The sequence below is a fragment of the Streptomyces sp. NPDC002133 genome, from assembly GCF_040296405.1.
In the GTDB taxonomy this organism is placed as follows: Bacteria; Actinomycetota; Actinomycetes; order Streptomycetales; family Streptomycetaceae; genus Streptomyces.
Genome location: NZ_JBEOXF010000061.1, coordinates 1 through 17105, shown reverse-complemented (window position 1 = coordinate 17105; position 17105 = coordinate 1). Strand labels below are relative to the sequence as shown.

Below are 17105 nucleotides of genomic sequence, written 5' to 3'. Positions count from 1 at the left end.
GCCGGTCACGAACCCCGCGCATCCGCAGGAGAGGTGAAGGGCCCTATGTGCACGACTCGATCTTGTCGGACCGTAAATGGAATCTCGCGCTCGTACTCCCGCGCGTGACGGAGGGCGGAGCGATCATGACGAGCAGCGGGAGTGACGTGACGGTCGACAGCGTGGTCCGGACGGTGGTGGCGGCTCATCGGGGTCAGCGCGGCTCGCTGCTGCCGATACTGCACGCCGTTCAGGCCGAGTTGGGCCATGTGCCGCAAGAGGCGATTCCGGTGCTCGCGGACGAACTCAACCTCTCCCGGGCGGACGTCCACGGAGTGGTGACCTTCTACCACGATTTCCGCCGTGAACCGGCCGGGCGCACGACGGTCCGGATATGCCGCGCCGAGGCATGCCAGGCCCTGGGGGCCGGCAGCCTGGTTGGCTACGCCCGCGAGGCCGGATGCTCCCTGGGCGAGACGACCGCGGACGGCTCGGTCACCGTCGAGCAGGTCTTCTGCCTCGGCAACTGCGCTCTCGGACCGGCGGTAGAGGTGAACGGCCGACTGTACGGACGAGTGGACACGGCCCGGTTGGGCTCGATCCTCAAGGGGACGGTGTCGTGATGAAGGACTCTTCGGACTGCGCGGTGACGGTCTACGTCCCCCGCGACTCGGCGGCCAGGTCCGTCGGCGCGGACGAGGTCGCCGACGCCCTGCAACGCGCTGCGGCCGCCGGGGACTTCGCCGTCGACGTGGTCCGCAACGGATCACGCGGCATGCTGTGGCTGGAGCCACTGGTCGAGGTGGTGACGCCGAACGGCCGCGTCGGCTACGGGCCGGTGGCGCCCGAGGACGTGCCGGGCCTCCTGGCCGCCGGCATGCTCGAGGGAGCGGACCATCCGCTGCGGCTCGGTGTCGTGGACGAACTGCCCTGGCTGGCACGCCAGACACGGGTCACCTTCGCCAGGATCGGCGTGACCGACCCGCTGTCGCCGGAAGACTATGTGCGGCACGGCGGCCTGGTCGGGCTGCGCATCGCCCTGCAGCTCCCGTCCGCGAACGTGGTCACCGAGGTCACCGACTCCGGCCTGCGTGGCCGCGGTGGCGCGGGCTTCCCGGCAGGCGTCAAGTGGAAGACCGTGCTCGAGTGCGCCGACGAGCTCAAGTTCGTCTGCTGCAACGCCGACGAGGGCGACAGCGGGACCTTCGCCGACCGCATGGTCATGGAGGGCGACCCCTTCATGCTCATCGAGGGCATGACCATCGCCGCCCACGCGGTCGGCGCGACCGAGGGCTACATCTACATCCGCTCGGAGTACCCCGACGCGGTCGCCACCATGCGCGCGGCGATCGAGATCGCGCGCGAGCGGGGATGGCTCGGGACCGGCATCCTCGGCTCGGAGCTCACCTTCGACCTGCACGTCCGCGTCGGCGCCGGCGCGTACATCTGCGGTGAGGAGACCTCCATGCTGGAGAGCCTCGAGGGCAAGCGGGGCACGGTCCGCGCCAAGCCGCCGATCCCCGCGATCGAGGGCCTTTTCGGCAGACCGACCGTGGTGAACAACGTCCTCACCCTGGCCACCGTGCCCGTCGTCATGGCGAACGGGGCGAAGGCGTACCAGGAGCTCGGCGTCGAGCGGTCGCGCGGCACCCAGGTGTTCCAGCTCGGTGGCAACATCGCGCGCGGCGGCATCGTGGAGACGGCGTTCGGTGTCACGCTGCGCGAACTCGTCGAGGACTACGGCGGCGGGACCCACTCCGGGCGCCCGGTGCGTACGGTGCAGGTCGGTGGTCCGCTCGGGGCCTACCTGCCGACGTCGATGTTCGACCTGCCGATGGACTACGAAGCCTTCGCCGCGGCCGGCGCGATGGTCGGCCACGGTGGCATCGTCGTGTTCGACGACACCGTCGACATGGCCGCCCAGGCGCGCTTCGCGATGGAGTTCTGCGCCGAGGAGTCCTGCGGCAAGTGCACACCGTGCAGGGTCGGCTCCGTCCGTGGCGTCGAGGTGATCGACAAGATCGTGGCCGGTCAGCACCGGGACGAGAATCTCGCCCTGCTCGAGGACCTGTGCGACCTGATGACCGATGGCTCGCTGTGCGCGATGGGCGGTCTGACGCCGATGCCCGTACGCAGTGCCATCGCTCACTTCCCTGACGATTTCCTCGGCGGCCGTCGCAGCCTGGAGATCCAACCCGTACAAGCGACTCGCGTGAGGACGGAGGGCACGGCATGACACTGCTCAAGGAACCCGACTTCGGCACCCCGGAGAGGCCCGGCGAGCCGACCGTCTCGGTGGAGGTGGACGGGCTTCCGGTGACCGTGCCGGAGGGCACGTCGGTGATGCGCGCCGCCGCGCTGGCCGGCATCGACATCCCCAAACTGTGTGCCACCGACAGCCTCGAGCCGTTCGGCTCCTGCCGGCTGTGCGTGGTGGAGATCGACGGCCGGCGGGGCACCCCCGCGTCCTGCACCACGCCGGTGGCGGACGGGATGCGGGTCAGCACGCAGACACCGAAGGTGGAGAAGCTCCGCCAGGGCGTCATGGAGCTCTACATCTCCGACCATCCGCTGGACTGCCTCACCTGCCCGGCCAACGGCGACTGCGAGCTGCAGGACATGGCCGGCGTGGTCGGGCTGCGGCAGGTCCGGTACGGCTACGAGGGCGAGAACCACCTCGACGCCGAGAAGGACACGTCCAACCCGTACTTCGACTTCGACCCGTCCAAGTGCATCGCCTGCTCCCGCTGCGTCCGGGCATGCGGCGAGGTGCAGGGCACGTTCGCGCTCACCATCGAGGGGCGCGGCTTCGACTCCAAGGTCTCGGCGGGCGCCGGTGAGACGTTCATGGACTCCGAGTGCGTCTCCTGCGGGGCCTGCGTACAGGCCTGCCCGACGTCGACGCTGCAGGAGAAGTCGGTCGTCGAGCTCGGCATGCCGACCCGTTCGGTGATCACCACCTGCGCGTACTGCGGTGTCGGCTGCTCGTTCAAGGCCGAGCTGCGCGGCGACGAGCTGGTGCGCATGGTGCCCTACAAGGACGGTGGCGCGAACGAGGGCCACTCCTGTGTGAAGGGCAGGTTCGCCTTCGGCTACGCGACGCACCCCGACCGGGTGCTCAAGCCCATGGTCCGCGACAAGATCACCGATCCCTGGCGCGAGGTCGAGTGGGACGAGGCGATCGGCACGGTCGCCAGGAGGATGCGCGAGATCCAGGGCACGTACGGATCGAGTTCGATCGGCGCCATCACCTCGTCGAGGTGCACGAACGAAGAGGTCTACGTCGTCCAGAAGATGGTGCGCGCGGCGTTCGGCAATAACAACGTGGACACCTGCGCCCGGGTCTGCCACTCCCCGACGGGGTACGGACTCAAGCAGACCTTCGGCGAGTCGGCCGGCACCCAGGACTTCAAGTCGGTGGCGCAGGCCGATGTGATCATGGTGATCGGTGCGAACCCCACCGACGGGCACCCGGTGTTCGCCTCGCGGATGAAGCGACGGCTGCGCGAGGGCGCGAAGCTCATCGTGGTGGACCCGCGCCGCATCGACCTGGTGCGCTCTCCGCACATCCAGGCCCAGCACCACCTCCAGCTCAGGCCGAGCACGAACGTCGCCGTGGTCAACGCCATGGCGCACGTGGTCGTCACCGAGGGCCTGGTCGACCGCTCCTTCGTGGAGCAGCGCTGCGAGGGCTTCGACGAGTGGGCGGAATTCATCGCTCACCCGGAGAACAGCCCGGAGGCGGCCGAACCGATCACCGGCGTCCCGGCCGACGAACTGCGGGCCGCGGCACGGCTGTACGCGCAGGCACCCAACGGAGCCATCTACTACGGCCTCGGCGTCACCGAGCACAGCCAGGGCTCGACCATGGTCATGGGCATGGCCAACCTCGCGATGGCGTGCGGCAACATCGGCCGCGACGGCGTCGGTGTGAACCCGCTGCGTGGCCAGAACAACGTGCAGGGCTCCTGCGACATGGGCTCGTTCCCGCACGAGCTGCCCGGCTACCGGCACGTCTCCGACGACGCCGTGCGCAACGTCTTCGAGAACCTCTGGGGCGGCACCATCCTTGCCGAGCCCGGGCTGCGGATCCCGAACATGTTCGACGCGGCGATCGACGGAACCTTCCGCGGCCTGTTCGTCCACGGCGAGGACATCGCCCAGTCCGACCCCAACCTCAAGCACGTCACCGCGGCACTGGAGGCCATGGAACTGGTCGTCGTCCAGGACCTGTTCCTCAACGAGACGGCCAAGTTCGCGCATGTGTTCCTGCCCGGTGCGTCGTTCCTGGAGAAGGACGGCACGTTCACCAACGCCGAACGCCGGATCAACCGGGTGCGCGCGGTGATGAAGCCCAAGACGGGCAAGCACGAGTGGCAGATCGTCAGCGAGATCGCCACCGCCATGGGCTACCCCATGTCCTACGACCGTCCGAGCCAGATCATGGACGAGATCGCCACGGTCACGCCCACCTTCACCGGCGTGTCCTTCGAGGTGCTGGACAAGCTCGGCAGCGTCCAGTGGCCGTGCAACGAGTCCGCTCCGGAAGGCACGCCGATCATGCACGTGGACGAATTCGTCCGGGGCAAGGGCAAGTTCGTCGTCACGTCCTATGTGCCGACGAACGAGCGCAGCACCAGGCGGTTCCCGCTGGTGCTGACGACGGGGCGGATCCTCAGCCAGTACAACGTCGGGGCGCAGACGCGCCGCACCGGCAACGTCGCCTGGCATCCCGAGGACGTGCTGGAGCTGCATCCGCACGACGCCGAGGTCCGCGGCATCACCGACGGCGACCGGGTGACGCTGGCCAGCCGCGTCGGGCGGACCACGCTGCGCGCGGAGATCTCCGACCGGATGCCGGCCGGGGTCGTGTACACCACGTTCCACCACCCCGTGACCGGCGCCAACGTGGTGACCACGGAGAACTCGGACTGGGCGACCAACTGTCCCGAGTACAAGGTGACCGCCGTGCAGGTGGGGCTCGAGCACCCGCTCCAGCGCGGCGACACGGAACACGCCGAGGCCGACGTACTCACGGTGGTGGACTGAGATGGCAGGCGGCGCGCCGTCGGAGCGCAGGATGGCCAACGACATCGCCGCGAACCTCGGGCATCTGCCGGGTGGGCTGGCGGCCGAGGAAATCGCCGGACACATCGGCAGGTTCTGGGACCCGCGCATGCGCACCCGGCTGCTCGCGCTCGTCGACGCCGGTGCGGACGGGCTGGATCCCTTGGTGGTCGACGCGGTGAAGCTCCTGCGCTGACGGGAGGGGCCGCCTCCCGCGGAACTGCCTCTGCGGGGTGGTGAGTGAAACGCAAGAGTGCCTTCTGAGTGGACGACGTGATTCGATCGGCAGAATCCGGCGGTCCGACTCAGGAGGCACTCTTGCGTGCGTGGGAGGCTGCGCGGTGCGGCAGTGGGAGAAGCCGTGGGGGGTGCCGACGGCGGCGGCGATCGGCCGGGTCCGGCGGTGGCTGGGGCCGGAGCCGTTGAAGGTGTTGTTCGCGCGGGTGTGCCGACCGGTGGCCGCGCCGGACATGGCCGTTGCCTGATCTCGGCGGTGGCGACTGGTCGCGGGGACGGCACTGTCTTCGATGTGCCGGACACCAATGCGAACGGCGCCTTCTTGGGGCCGGCCCGGTCCGGGCCGGGGACAGCAGCGCAGTGCGTATCCGCTGGTGAGGGTTGCCGCGCCGGTGGAATGCGGGACGTATGCGGTGTTCGCCGCGGCGACCGGTCCGCTTTGTGTGTGCGAGCAGCAGCTGATTCCAGGGCTGCTTGGCCGGCTCGAGCCGGGGATGCTGCTGATGGCCGACCGCGGCATCACCGGCTTCGCGCTGCGGCCGCCTCCGACACGGGCGCGGACCTGTTGTGGCGCGTCCGCAACAACGTCGTGCTCCGAGTCGTTGAAGCCGTCGGCGACGGCTCCTACTTGTCCGAGATCGTGGCCACCGGCGACCGCGACCGCCGTGAGCCGGGTTCGCGTCATCGAGTACACCCTCGGGCCCTGCTCCCCGCGTGATCAACTCGCGTGACCACCTGGGCGGGCACCCTTCAACCTCTCGTACCGCACCGCGCTGAACTGCCTGAAGGCGGCGCAGGCGACGCGTGTCGCAGTCTGGACATGGCGTGTTTGTGCCACCAAGGGGAGGTGGCAGGCCCCGTCTGCGTGGCGGATGATTCCGGACGGGCGGCGAACCACAGGTGTACGGAGGGGTTTTTGTCATGGCAAGGGACCGCCTGACGGCGGCGACATCGACAGGATCAATGCTGATTGCCGAAGGTGTGCCGGCCGTGCAGGTCGGCAGTCCCGGTCGGTCTCGGTCGAACCTGTAACGCCGTCGACTGCGGTCGAAAGCGGCGGCGATTCCGTGCCCTGGCCCGTCTCTCGCCTGGGACATCGCCGACACCTCTCCGCTCACCGGCTCAACACACGCCGACGAGCGGACACGTGGCGTGCGGAAGGGCGGCCGATTCGGTCGAGGTTCATGTCGAGGCCGGATGCCGTTCGTCTCCTGTGCCCGGGGTGAGACGCCCCGGATCTGTGCGGTCATAACGCCTCCGCACAGGTGCTTTGCCCAGATGTTGGGACAACTGAAAGGCTGTAAACACCAATGAGACGGATCCGCCTTTGGGCGGTGACTTCGATGTCGGCGATGGTGGCGACGAGTGTGATCACGCCCGTCGCCGCCCAGTCCCCGCAGGGGACCGAGGCACGCACGCCGGCACCGCACGACCGCACGAATACCGTACGATTGATCACCGGCGACCTGGTCACCGTCAGCGACGCGCCGAACGGCAAGAAGACGGCCTCGGTGCAGCGTGCACCGGGCCGCGAGAACGTCTTCTTCCAGATCAGCGAGAAGGACGGCGCCCTGACGGTCCTGCCTTCCGACGCGGCGATGCTGGTCCGCACGGAGCGGCTGGATGCGGGGCTCTTCGACGTCGCAGGGCTCATCGCCCAGGGGTACGACGAGGCGCACGCCGAGGCCCTGCCTCTGATCGTGTCCGCGCCCAAGGGTTCGGCGCGTGCGGCGGTCAAGCGGGTGGACGCGCTTGCTGAGTTCCACGAGGGCTCCGGCGAGCCGCGGCAACTGTCGAGCATCGACGCCCAGGCGCTGCGCGTCGCCGACGACGATCTGGCCGCCTTCTGGAAGCAGCTCGCACCTGCGGCGGGCGCGTCCGTGGCGAGCGCGGCGGCCGGGACTCCGAAGATCTGGCTGGACCACAAGGTGCGTCCCACGCTGGACCGCAGCACCGCGCAGATCAACGCGCCGGCTGCATGGGCTGCCGGGTACCACGGCGAGGGCGTCAAGGTCGCGGTCCTGGACACCGGCGCCGACCAGAGCCATCCCGACCTCGCGGGTCGCGTGTCCGAGGCGAAGGACTTCTCCGACAGCGGCTCGACCGAGGACCGCTTCGGCCACGGCACGCACGTCGCCGCCACCGCCGGCGGCAGCGGGGCTGCCTCCGAGGGTCTGCGCAAGGGCGTCGCGCCCGGCGCGGACCTGCTGATCGGCAAGGTGCTCGGGGACGACGGCTACGGCAGTGAGTCCCAGGTCATCGCGGGTATGGAGTGGGCCGCGGGCCAAGGCGCCAAGGTCGTCAACATGAGCCTGGGCGCGGACATGGAGACCGACGGCACCGATCCCATGAGCCTGGCGGTCAACGAGATCTCTCGCAGCAGCGGGGCGCTCTTTGTCGTCGCCGCCGGCAACTCCGGTCAGAGGGGCGAGATGACGGTCGGGTCGCCCGGTGCGGCCGACGCCGCCCTCACCGTCGGCGCCGTCGACCGTGACGATGCGCTGGCCTCCTTCTCGAGCCGCGGTCCGCGCTTGGGCGACAAGGCGGCCAAGCCGGACATCACGGCTCCGGGCGTCGGGATCGTCGCCGCGCGCGCCGCGGGTACGACCATGGGCACGCCGGTCGGCGACCACTACGTCGCGGCGGACGGCACTTCGATGGCCACGCCTCATGTGGCGGGTGCGGCGGCGCTGCTCGCCGGGCAGCACCCCGAGTGGGGAGCCGAGCAGCTCAAGGACGCGCTGATCAGCACGTCGCGTACGGTGTCCGGCCAGGTGCCGACCGAGCAGGGCGGCGGCCGCGTCGACGTCAAGGCGGCGGTCACCGCCCCCGTCACCGCCACCGGCACGATCGTCCTGGGCCCGTTCGACAGGGACGGATCCCCGGTGGAGCGGGCCGGCGTGGTCCGCTACACGAACCACTCCGACAATGAGGTCTCGCTGAGCCTGCGGGCCGCACTGGCGACCAAGGGTGGCAGGGAACTCCCCGCGTCGGCGCTGGCTCTGGGCGCCGACACGGTCCGACTCGCCCCGGGGGCGACCGCGGAGGTTCCGGTCGGCATCGACCCCGCGAAGGCGGGCCGCGGCTCCTACTACGGCTACGTCACCGCCACGTCCTCCGACGGCGTGTCGGTCCACACCACCGTCAGCCTGGCTGTGCGCGCCCCGATGCACAAGCTCACCATCGAGTCCCACGGACCGAGCGGGGAGCCCACGGGGTGGGCCTTGTTGGACGTCTTCGGAGGGGACACGGAAGTCCGGCTCACCAGCTGGGACCCCCTGGTCGCCGAGGTGGAGGAAGGTACGTACCTGGTCGGCGGCACGCAGGCGGAGGACTCGGGCGACGGCGTCCGGTTGATCCAGGTCGTCGAGCCCCAGGTGAAGGTCACCAAGGACACGACCGTGACCCTGGACGCGCGTGAGGCCAAGCGGGTGCGCGTGCAGACGCCCAAGCCCGCAGAGCGGCGCAACAACGTGACGTACCAGATGTACCGGAAGATCGACGGGGCGGAGCAGACCCTGGGCATCTACTACGAGGACGGCGGCGGGGCCGTGGACCTGTACGTGAACCCCACGTCCAAGGTCACCGAGGGCGAGTTCGAGTTCAACTCCCGCTGGGAGATGACGGCTCCCGAACTCAGGACCGAGGTCCGCGGCGCGGACATCGACCTGAAGCCGTACTACGCCAAGCAGTCCACGCCGTTCAACCCCGAGGGGGAGCGGCTCACCGCCGTGGACGCGGGGACCAGGGAGAACCCCGACCTGCGGCCCGGCACCGTGCGGGGCAAGCTCGCCGTCATCCGCGACGATTTTGCGCAGGACGGGTACGACCTCGCGGATATCGCCGCGAAGGCGGGCGCCAAGGGCATCGCGATCGTGCTGCCCGAGGGGCTCATCGCCTGGACTCGCTGGAAGCCGACGGACACGCGCTCCGCCGTCCCCGTGGTGAGGATGACCGCGGCCGACGGCGCCAAGCTGCTGCAGTACATGAAGAAGAACAAGGCCGTCATCGACATCTCCGGGACGGTCGAGAGCCCGTACCTGTACGACATCGCGGCGAACTGGGAGCAGCAGATCCCCCAGGACGTGACGTACACCGTCTCGGACCGCAACACCGCGCAGGTGAAGGCGTCCTACACGAACAACGGCGCACTGCACTGGACCAGCGAACAGCGCTTCAGCTGGCGCCCCTACGCGAAGGTCGCCTGGGAGACCTCGCGCTGGGTGCCGACGGGCATGACCCGCACCGAGTACGTCACCTCCGGCGACACGCAGTGGATGCACTACGTCGACTTCATCCCCGGCCCCGACCTGTTCTACGGCGGCGCGCTGCGGTCGGGCCTGCGGGACGCCCCCCGCACCTTCGCGACGGGCGAGAAGGCCAAGGAGGAGTGGTACAAGGCAGTGGTCCGGCCGTCCATCCCGCGCGGCTGGAGCAGTCCCTCCGTCCGCAACGGTGACGTCCTCAGCCTGGCGATCCCGGAGTACACCGACGCGGTGGCCGGCCACTGGGCCCGCAAGCAGGTTCCCTCCACCGGGGGAGGTATCGGGAGGGTTGGAACGCCCGGGACGATGGACGAACCGACCTACCCCCGCGGTGACACTGTGGCGGCCGTCCTCCACCGCGACGGCAAGAAGGTGGGCGAGTCCGCAGGCGCCTGGGGGAACTTCGCAGTTCCCGCCGGAGAGGCCGGCTACCGCCTGGACCTGACGACCGAGCGCGAGACCGAGTACTGGCAGACCGGTACGAAGACCGCCACGTCCTGGACGTTCCGTTCGGACACCGCGGCGAAGGACACGCTGCTGCCCCTGCTCCAGGTCGACTACGGGGTCCCGGCCGACCTGTGGAACACGGTACGCGGCGGGAGCCGGCACGACCTCGACCTGACGGTGCGGCACCAGGACGGGCTCGCCGCCCCCGCCGGGACCAAGCTCAAGGTCGAGGCGTCCTTCGACGACGGCAAGACCTGGAAGGGGCAGGTCCACGTCAAGGACCGCGGCCACAACAGGTTCACCGCCACCATCGAGCGGCCGGGCGACCACCGGCAGGGCGCGTACGTGACCCTGCGGGTCACGGCCTCCGACAACGCGGGCAACACGGTCACCCAGACCGTGGAACGGGCCTACCTGCTCGGCAAGTGAGCAAGCGCCTCCGCGGGAACCCCGCGGAGGCACCGGCCGGACCATCGCGGCGGGTGCCGGGGGACAACCCCCGGCACCCGTCGTTTCGTCGTTGCTCGCGCCGTCGGCGACCGCAGTTCCCCGTGGCTCCCCGCCCGATCTGGCGCGGTTGTGGCACGGGGAACATCTGATCCGTAGATCTAGCCGGATCAGTCAGCGACGGTCATTCCGGTCGCTTGAAGCCCTGGCGGGACGGTAGTGGACGGGCGCGGTTGCGGGGGTTGCGGTACGGCGCTGCTGTACAGCGACCAGTGGTCGACCAGCCCACGAGCACCCCCGCCATGTCACGCTTAGCCCCCCTCAGGCCAGCCGCCGGGTCCGTCTGTGCGAATGAGGATTCCGGGGGAGTCCGGATCAATCTCACCTGTGAAGGAGTTCGGCCAGAACGCCCGGCGGGTGCGCGGCAGAGGTACCTCCACCAGTCGGCCGTCGTGGATCATCCATAGGCCGAAGCACTCGTCCTCCTCATCGTGAACGAGCACCTGTACCGAGTGGGGTGATTTCCAGGGCAACGACTCAAGGTGGTCCAGCAATCCGATCCATCTGGACCGCCTCACGAACTCAATGGCCCAGCCGCCGAACATGCCCTGCCCGATATCGGTGAAACATCCTGACCACTCTCGACTGTCGTCTGGGCGGGTCAGCGGCTCCATGGTCTCTGCTTCGTCGCTGGCCAGCACGATGACTTCGGCAAATCTGCTCATGAGGGAGTATCGCCATCCGTTGAGAAGGAATGGCAACCGTCAATGGCTCAGGCAAGGGCTGGTGCACCGGGTCATGAAGCCCCAGTTTGGAAGACCACGTATGCGGATGGCGGCTGACCTGGCAACTCCTTGACCTGGGTCGGCGCGCGACCGATGCCGCTGTTCCCCGGGAGTCCCCGCTGTGTCCCGCAGGATCGGGCACGCCAGGGGCACGAAGCCCCATCCGAGTGTCATGGCCGGTCAATACCCCCAGGGGATCTCAATGGGTTCGTACGTACCGTCGCGGAAGGTGAAGACGGTCAGCGCCGTGCCGTCGATGTCGCGGAAGTGCCCCCCGTAGCCGGGACTCGCCACATGTGGGGCGAGCAGGTCCAAGAGGTCACGGAGGTAGAGCATGGAGTCGTCGACCCAGTCTTTGCGTGCGAAGAGCTCCCACTCATGCCGCTCGCCGGACGAGGTGAACTCCTGCACTGTGCGGCGCAAGGACGCGACGTCCCCGCCGGGCAGACGACTGTTGTTGTAGTTGTCTGGAGCGAGTAGCGGGTAGAGCTGTCCGTCCTCGTCGTCGAGATCCTCGGGGTACTCGGCATCCATGCCCAGATGCCAGCGCAAGGCCGTCATAACCGACGCTGGGGTGTCGTCGCGCAAGAAGCAGGAGAAGACGACTTCGTAGCGATCACTCATGGGCGCATTGTGTACGGCGGCACTGACAGCGGCCGCGACGGTCCAGGTCGGTGTAGCGGCTTTGGGCTGGAGCTGCCATGGGGCGAGAGATCATGGCCCCTTACGCTGGGCAGCGAATCGGGCTGGCTCATCGGCTGGTGTGGCGGATCAAGGCGGCAGGGGCAGCCAGGCGCACTCGCTTCCGTGACCGCGGCCGATCGGCTGGGCGCCACTTGAAGGAGATCTCGCGCACCCTGCGACGGCTACTTCGGGAGATCAGCGCGCAGAACTACCGCCCGGTCCACAGGGCCGAGCCGGCCGTCCCCTTCGGGTGACCCGACCTCACCCGGCCCGGCCCGACCCACTCTGACGCGACCCGCAGTACGCGGCGGGGGACGGTCGGTGGGGTGCGGGTGCGCTCCCTGCACCGGCCGGCCTCGCCCACTCTCGGCTATGTACGCAGGGCGGCCGCGGCGGCGATCTGCCGGCAGTAGAAGTCGGTCGTGTTCTGGGTGTGACGGCGCATCAACTGCTCGGAACGCTCGGCGTCACCTTCGGCGATGGCGTTGATGAGGGTGGCGTGCTCGTTCCAGGCGTCCTTGCCGCGGGGCCGGGCGATGGGCATGTAGTACCAACGCACCCGTCGGTCCACCTGGCGGATGAGCTCGGCCAGGACCTTGTTGCGGGACAGTTGGGTGATGAAGCCGTGCAGGGCGGCGTTGGCTTCGACGATGCCGCGTGCGTCGTCGGCCGTCAGGGCCGCGATCCCGGCCTCCTGGAGCTCCCACAGCCGGGTCACGTCCTGCTCGGTGGCGTGGAGCGCGGCGCCGTGCGCGGAGTGGGTTTCCAGTACGGCACGGACGCTGAGGAGTTGGGTGGCCTCTTCCGGGGTGGGGGAGTGGACGAAGGCGCCCTGGGCCGGCCGCAGGTCGACCCAGCCGTCGGTCTGCAGTCGCTGCAGGGCCTCGCGTACCGGCTGGCGGCTCACGCCCAGTTGCTCGGCGAGCTCGGACTCGACCAGGTGCTGGCCGGGTGTGAGGGAGCCGTTGACGATCAGTTCGATCAGGGTCTCGTAGACGGCCTGACGAAGCGGGACCGGCCGGGTGACCCGCACACCGGCTGCCGCGGAGCGTATGTCGCGCATGGGCCCCCTCAGGGACTGCAGTGGAGTGATGACGGGGACAGCATACAGATTTTTGTATGGAATCTACATTCGATGCCTCAGATGCTGCGTCCTGGGAACTGTTCGAGGTCTGGCTTGCCGGGATGTGCACCCTCGGCTACCGCCACGAGGGGCTACGCATCCTGCTCCGCGAGGAAGGCGTCACCTTTCAACGCCGGAAGACATGGAAGGGCTCGACCGTCCCGGGTTCGCAGCGAAGGCCCGGATCGAGCGGCTCCACGCGATCGCCGACGGGCAGGCACAACCACGCGAGGGCCAGCCCGAAGTCGTCATCCTCATCGACGAGTTCGGGCCGTCCGCGCACACCGTCCGCAACTGCTGGAGATCGTCGGTATCGGACCCGACAGCGCCGTCCAAGGGCGCCGCGGTCCGCCGCCGTGGCGGGCGTGCCCGGGAGGACTTCGTGCTGGAGACGGTCTACCGGGACGCCGAAACCGCCCGGCTGGTGCCCCGCCTGCTGCGCGGCCGCGCCCGCGGCCCGGTGTTCGTCACGCACCGCCGGCCGGGGCCTGGCAAGGTGGTCTCGCCGCGCGACGTCAGTCCGACGGGCGCGTGGGCTGGCCGCAGTGAAGAGCCTGTTCCTGATGCTGATGCCCAGGCCGGCGCCTTCCTTGCCTGGCTCGCCGACCGAGGCCGCACCCTCGAACACTGCCAGCAGGCCGACCTCGACGCCTGGCACACCGAGAAGTTGGCCAACCGGCGCCCGGCCCAGACGTTCCTGCGCTGGTGCATGAAGACGAGCCGGATGCCCCGCCTCACCCTGCCACCCCAGGTCATCAACCAGGACCAAGCGCCGCTGCACCAGCACCGCCGACTCGCCATTCTCAGGCGGACCCTCAACGACGACTCCCTGCCCCTGCGGGCCCGGGTCGCCGCTGCGCTCGTTCTCCTCTACGCGCAACCCGTCACCCGCATCGTCCGCCTCACTGTCGACGACGTCATCGACGACGGGGCCACCGTCACCGTCCGGCTGGGAGACCCGCCGTCCCCGCTTCCGGAGCCCGTCGCAGGCCTCATGCGGGCATACGTCCAGTCCTGCCAGCACCTGCCCTACGCCAGCAGCAGAAGCTCACAGTGGCTCTTCCCTGGCCGCCAGCCCGGACAGCCGATGAATCCGGTCAGGCTTCAAGTTCACCTGCGAAGGATCGGCGTCCCGCCGCAGCGCGGCAGGACCTCCGCGACCCGCCAACTCGTCCTCCAGGCCCCGGCCCCCGTCATCGCGAAGGCGCTCGGTTACCACGACAAGACAGCCACCCGCCTGGTCACCGAAGCCGGAGGAACCTGGAGCCGATACGCCCCCGGCGACCACGAACGGTGACTGTCGGAGGCCAGAATCTCAGGCGACCGACGCCCTGAAAGGATCGGTGGGGATGATCTCTGCCTCGTCGAAGAGCTGCTCCAACGCCTCGTGCCCGTGACGCCTGCGGAACTCAATCTCAGCTGTTGTCACGGGCAGGGTCCACAGGATGCGGGCGTGGCCCCCGGGAACGGGACAGTGTTCCAGGTCGGGTCCGTGGAGATAGGGCAGGCTGATCAACAGGTGATCGCAGGTTGAACGCGGCACCCACGGTTCACCGATCGGCATGCTGTGCTCCAGGTCGAGCTGATGTCCTCCGCAGTGGTAGTAGGCGATCACCGCCATGAGCTCGATGAACCGCTGGTCGCGGACGTGGGCGGTCATGATGAACTCAAGTCCATGACCGTCCTTCTCCATCGCGGCCCAGCACCCAGCGGTCACATAGGCCCAGCTGTCGCTGCGGGGACCGGGACCCACAACGAGAACTCGCAGATCGGGCACCACCGCTCGCCGTTCCGGCCCGAGGTCGTAGTCGACGACCTCCACAGAGTGCCCCTCGAAGAACGCCCGGACATGTGACTCAACAGCCTCCGCGGCCAGCACCCTCGCATCACTCACTGCGCGATCATCCCAGACCGCCATCGACCGCCCCTGACGGCTCACTCAGCGTCATGGGGCTGCCGACGCCAGCTACGAATACGCGGCACCTCAACATGCGAGCTCACCAGTCTCAACCCCCTTCACCGCGCTGCGCTACGTCGCCCCGGACGGTACCGACCACCGCAGCCACAAAGTGCAAGGCACCCTGATCCGCCGCTGCATCATCTGGCGAAACCGCCACACCGACGACACCCGCCTACGTCAGGTCGTCGCCCGAGCCAACGTGGCCTGACCAGCGACTGCCCGAACGACCAGTCCTCAGCCCGCGGTCTTGGATTTGATCAGCGGCGCGTCCCGCGAGAGCTCCCGGAACCCGACGCTGTGGAACAGCCCGCGCGCCTTGGGGTGTCCCGGCGCACCCAGGCAGGCGACCGTCGCATGAGTGGCCCCGACGGCCCGCGCCAGATGCATCCCGTGCAGAAGCATCGCTCTTCCCAGCCCCAGACGCCGGTAGTCCGGATGGGTCCCGACCGGCTCGAACTCAGCGGTCTTGTTCGCTTCGTCGAGCCACATGATCGTCGAGGATGCCATCGTTCCGTCCGGCGCCTCCACCAGGATGTGCAGGTCGCCGCGGTACGTCTCCGTCTGCCGGACGCCCTGGTAGCCCTCGGCCGTGTACGTCGAGGGAGCCCAGGCGTCCAGATGGGCCTGGACCGCGGCCTTCGGCCCGGCGTCGTCGGCGGTGCGGAACCGGAATCCGTCCGGCAGGACCGGCTGTTCCACGTCGGTGAGGTCCCGCTCGTTGAGCTGGGTCCAGTACCCGGCGTCGCCGAGCGAGGCCGGGTCGGTCTCATAGCCGTGCGCCGCCCATCGCTTCAGGGCGAACTCATCGGCGGCGCTCGGCATCACCGTACGCTCGATGTCCGCCGCCGTACCGTCGTACCAGTCGATCACCTCCTCGACCAGCGCGGCGTGGTCGGGATGGACCTGATACGCCAGATAGGCGCCGGTGACGTCCTTCACCGACCCGTCGCTCCGCCTCACCTGGTGCGGAAGATGAGCCCAGCTCCACGCCACCAGATCCCCGCCGGAGAACCACAGTCGACGCGGCCAGCTTGCGCCCTCGCCGGCGTGCCCCTTGCCCCAGTTCCAGGCCAGCTCGCCGAACGTCGCGTCGCTGTTCACCAGGTCCGGGCGGGTGGCGGTGACACGCTGCGCCAGACCCTGCATGAGCTGCACGTCCGCGGCGTTCACAAGCTCGACGTTCGTCATGGTGCGCCACTGTGTCAGGGCTCGGCAAAGCCGTCGACCCGTTTCCGGGGCCGCCGATTGCGGCAGTCGACAGCACAACGCGCGCGAAGCGCATCGTCCTACGCCCAGCGCCTACGAGCGTTGCATCGATCGGGCTCCCAGTCCGAATCCACCGGCGTGATACCTGTGGATGACTTCCAGGGGAACGAGGAAGTGCCGGACCGCGGCTCCTACGACGGCGCCAAGACCTGGCATGACGCCAAGGTCAAGGGCTCCGGTGACAAGCGGACCGTGACCGTGAAGCCCCCGCACCACTCGTCGGGTGGCGCCGTCTCGCTGCGCACGTACGCGAAGGACGCCGCGGTGACTCCTTCGAGTAGACCGTGATGTAGGCCTACCTCATCAAGTAGGTGTCAGGAGCAGTGTTCGGCCCGGCGGAATCCATCCGGCGGGCTGCTACTCTACCGGGTCCAACATCGAGTTCGTCCCTATTCAGAGTCGTTCGTCCGCCTATCGTCCATGGCGGAGAGGTGACTTGTCGCTTGCTGGACACGCGGAGGGTGCTGACCTGGCCCTTCGATGGCGTCACGCTGTCCCTCCATGAGACATGTGAACGACAGGTGGCGGCAGAGGGTCTACAGATCCCGGCCGCAGTATGTGGCGGCGGCTGCTCTCGCAGCGCTGTTGGCAGGTGTGACCGCCACTCCCGGTATGGCCCACGACGCCGACCGGACCGTCAATCAGACCGATGCGACGACTCAGGGCAAGGTTGCCGAAAAGTCCCGGTTCGCTCGGCAGCACGTCACCCTGATCACGGGTGACCGCGTCACTGTGGAGAAGGACCCGACTGGCCGCGAGAGCGTCTCGGTGGAACCTGCCGAGGGCCGCGAGCACATCAAGTTCCTGAAGCGTCAGGACCGTGGCGAGTGGACGGTCATTCCCGT

Annotated in this window: 12 protein-coding genes and 1 pseudogene; 8 read left to right on the top strand and 5 right to left on the bottom strand. The window is 68.8% G+C overall.

Annotated features, from left to right (window positions below; genetic code table 11):
• Positions 1–62: 62 nt before the first annotated feature.
• The 5 genes from ABT078_RS35045 to ABT078_RS35025 all read left to right on the top strand — a co-directional run bounded on the left by ABT078_RS35045 (position 63) and on the right by ABT078_RS35025 (position 10424).
• Positions 63–602, top strand: coding sequence for a formate dehydrogenase subunit gamma (locus ABT078_RS35045; protein WP_351235106.1), 540 nt, complete (start codon positions 63–65; stop codon positions 600–602).
• Complete coding sequence (locus ABT078_RS35040) at positions 602–2215, top strand: formate dehydrogenase beta subunit (RefSeq protein WP_351235104.1); 1614 nt, start codon at positions 602–604, stop codon at positions 2213–2215. Before ABT078_RS35045 ends, ABT078_RS35040 begins: the two co-directional genes overlap by 1 nt.
• Complete coding sequence (gene fdhF / locus ABT078_RS35035; RefSeq protein WP_351235102.1) at positions 2212–5028, top strand: formate dehydrogenase subunit alpha; 2817 nt, start codon at positions 2212–2214, stop codon at positions 5026–5028. Before ABT078_RS35040 ends, fdhF begins: the two co-directional genes overlap by 4 nt.
• A 31-nt stretch (positions 5029–5059) precedes the next feature.
• Positions 5060–5242, top strand: a complete 183-nt coding sequence (locus ABT078_RS35030) for a formate dehydrogenase subunit delta (protein WP_351235100.1) — start codon at positions 5060–5062, stop codon at positions 5240–5242.
• Positions 5243–6635: 1393 nt separating this feature from the next.
• Positions 6636–10424, top strand: a complete 3789-nt coding sequence (locus ABT078_RS35025) for a S8 family serine peptidase (protein WP_351235098.1) — start codon at positions 6636–6638, stop codon at positions 10422–10424.
• Positions 10425–10753: 329 nt separating this feature from the next.
• On the opposite strand, the gene ABT078_RS35020 is transcribed toward ABT078_RS35025, so the two are convergent.
• The 3 genes from ABT078_RS35020 to ABT078_RS35010 all read right to left on the bottom strand — a co-directional run bounded on the left by ABT078_RS35020 (position 10754) and on the right by ABT078_RS35010 (position 12974).
• Positions 10754–11167 carry a hypothetical protein gene (locus tag ABT078_RS35020; protein WP_351235096.1) on the bottom strand — a complete coding sequence of 138 codons (414 nt, stop codon included), beginning with the start codon at positions 11165–11167 and terminating at the stop codon, positions 10754–10756.
• A 240-nt stretch (positions 11168–11407) separates the two neighbouring features.
• Complete coding sequence (locus ABT078_RS35015; protein ID WP_351235094.1) at positions 11408–11851, bottom strand: hypothetical protein; 444 nt, start codon at positions 11849–11851, stop codon at positions 11408–11410.
• A 430-nt stretch (positions 11852–12281) separates the two neighbouring features.
• Positions 12282–12974, bottom strand: coding sequence for a GntR family transcriptional regulator (locus ABT078_RS35010; protein WP_351235092.1), 693 nt, complete (start codon positions 12972–12974; stop codon positions 12282–12284).
• A gap of 391 nt (positions 12975–13365) precedes the next feature.
• Between ABT078_RS35010 and ABT078_RS35000 the strand changes: the two are divergent.
• A pseudogene (locus tag ABT078_RS35000) lies at positions 13366–13557 on the top strand (site-specific integrase); the annotation flags it as partial.
• Positions 13558–14349: 792 nt separating this feature from the next.
• On the opposite strand, the gene ABT078_RS34995 reads toward ABT078_RS35000, so the two are convergent.
• Both ABT078_RS34995 and ABT078_RS34990 read right to left on the bottom strand, forming a co-directional pair.
• Entirely contained in the window at positions 14350–14952 is a 603-nt protein-coding gene (locus ABT078_RS34995; RefSeq protein ID WP_351235090.1) for a suppressor of fused domain protein, read from the bottom strand.
• 276 nt (positions 14953–15228) lie between these two features.
• Positions 15229–16182 (bottom strand): GNAT family N-acetyltransferase, encoded by a 954-nt coding sequence (locus ABT078_RS34990; RefSeq protein ID WP_351235088.1) that lies wholly within the window; start codon positions 16180–16182, stop codon positions 15229–15231.
• Between the two features lie 156 nt (positions 16183–16338).
• On the opposite strand from ABT078_RS34990, the gene ABT078_RS34985 reads away from it, so the two are divergent.
• Together ABT078_RS34985 and ABT078_RS34980 are read left to right on the top strand one after the other, a co-directional pair.
• Positions 16339–16548 (top strand): hypothetical protein, encoded by a 210-nt coding sequence (locus ABT078_RS34985; protein ID WP_351235086.1) that lies wholly within the window; start codon positions 16339–16341, stop codon positions 16546–16548.
• A 213-nt stretch (positions 16549–16761) separates the two neighbouring features.
• On the top strand, positions 16762–17105 hold a 344-nt coding region (locus tag ABT078_RS34980), incomplete at its 3' end, for a hypothetical protein (RefSeq protein WP_351235084.1).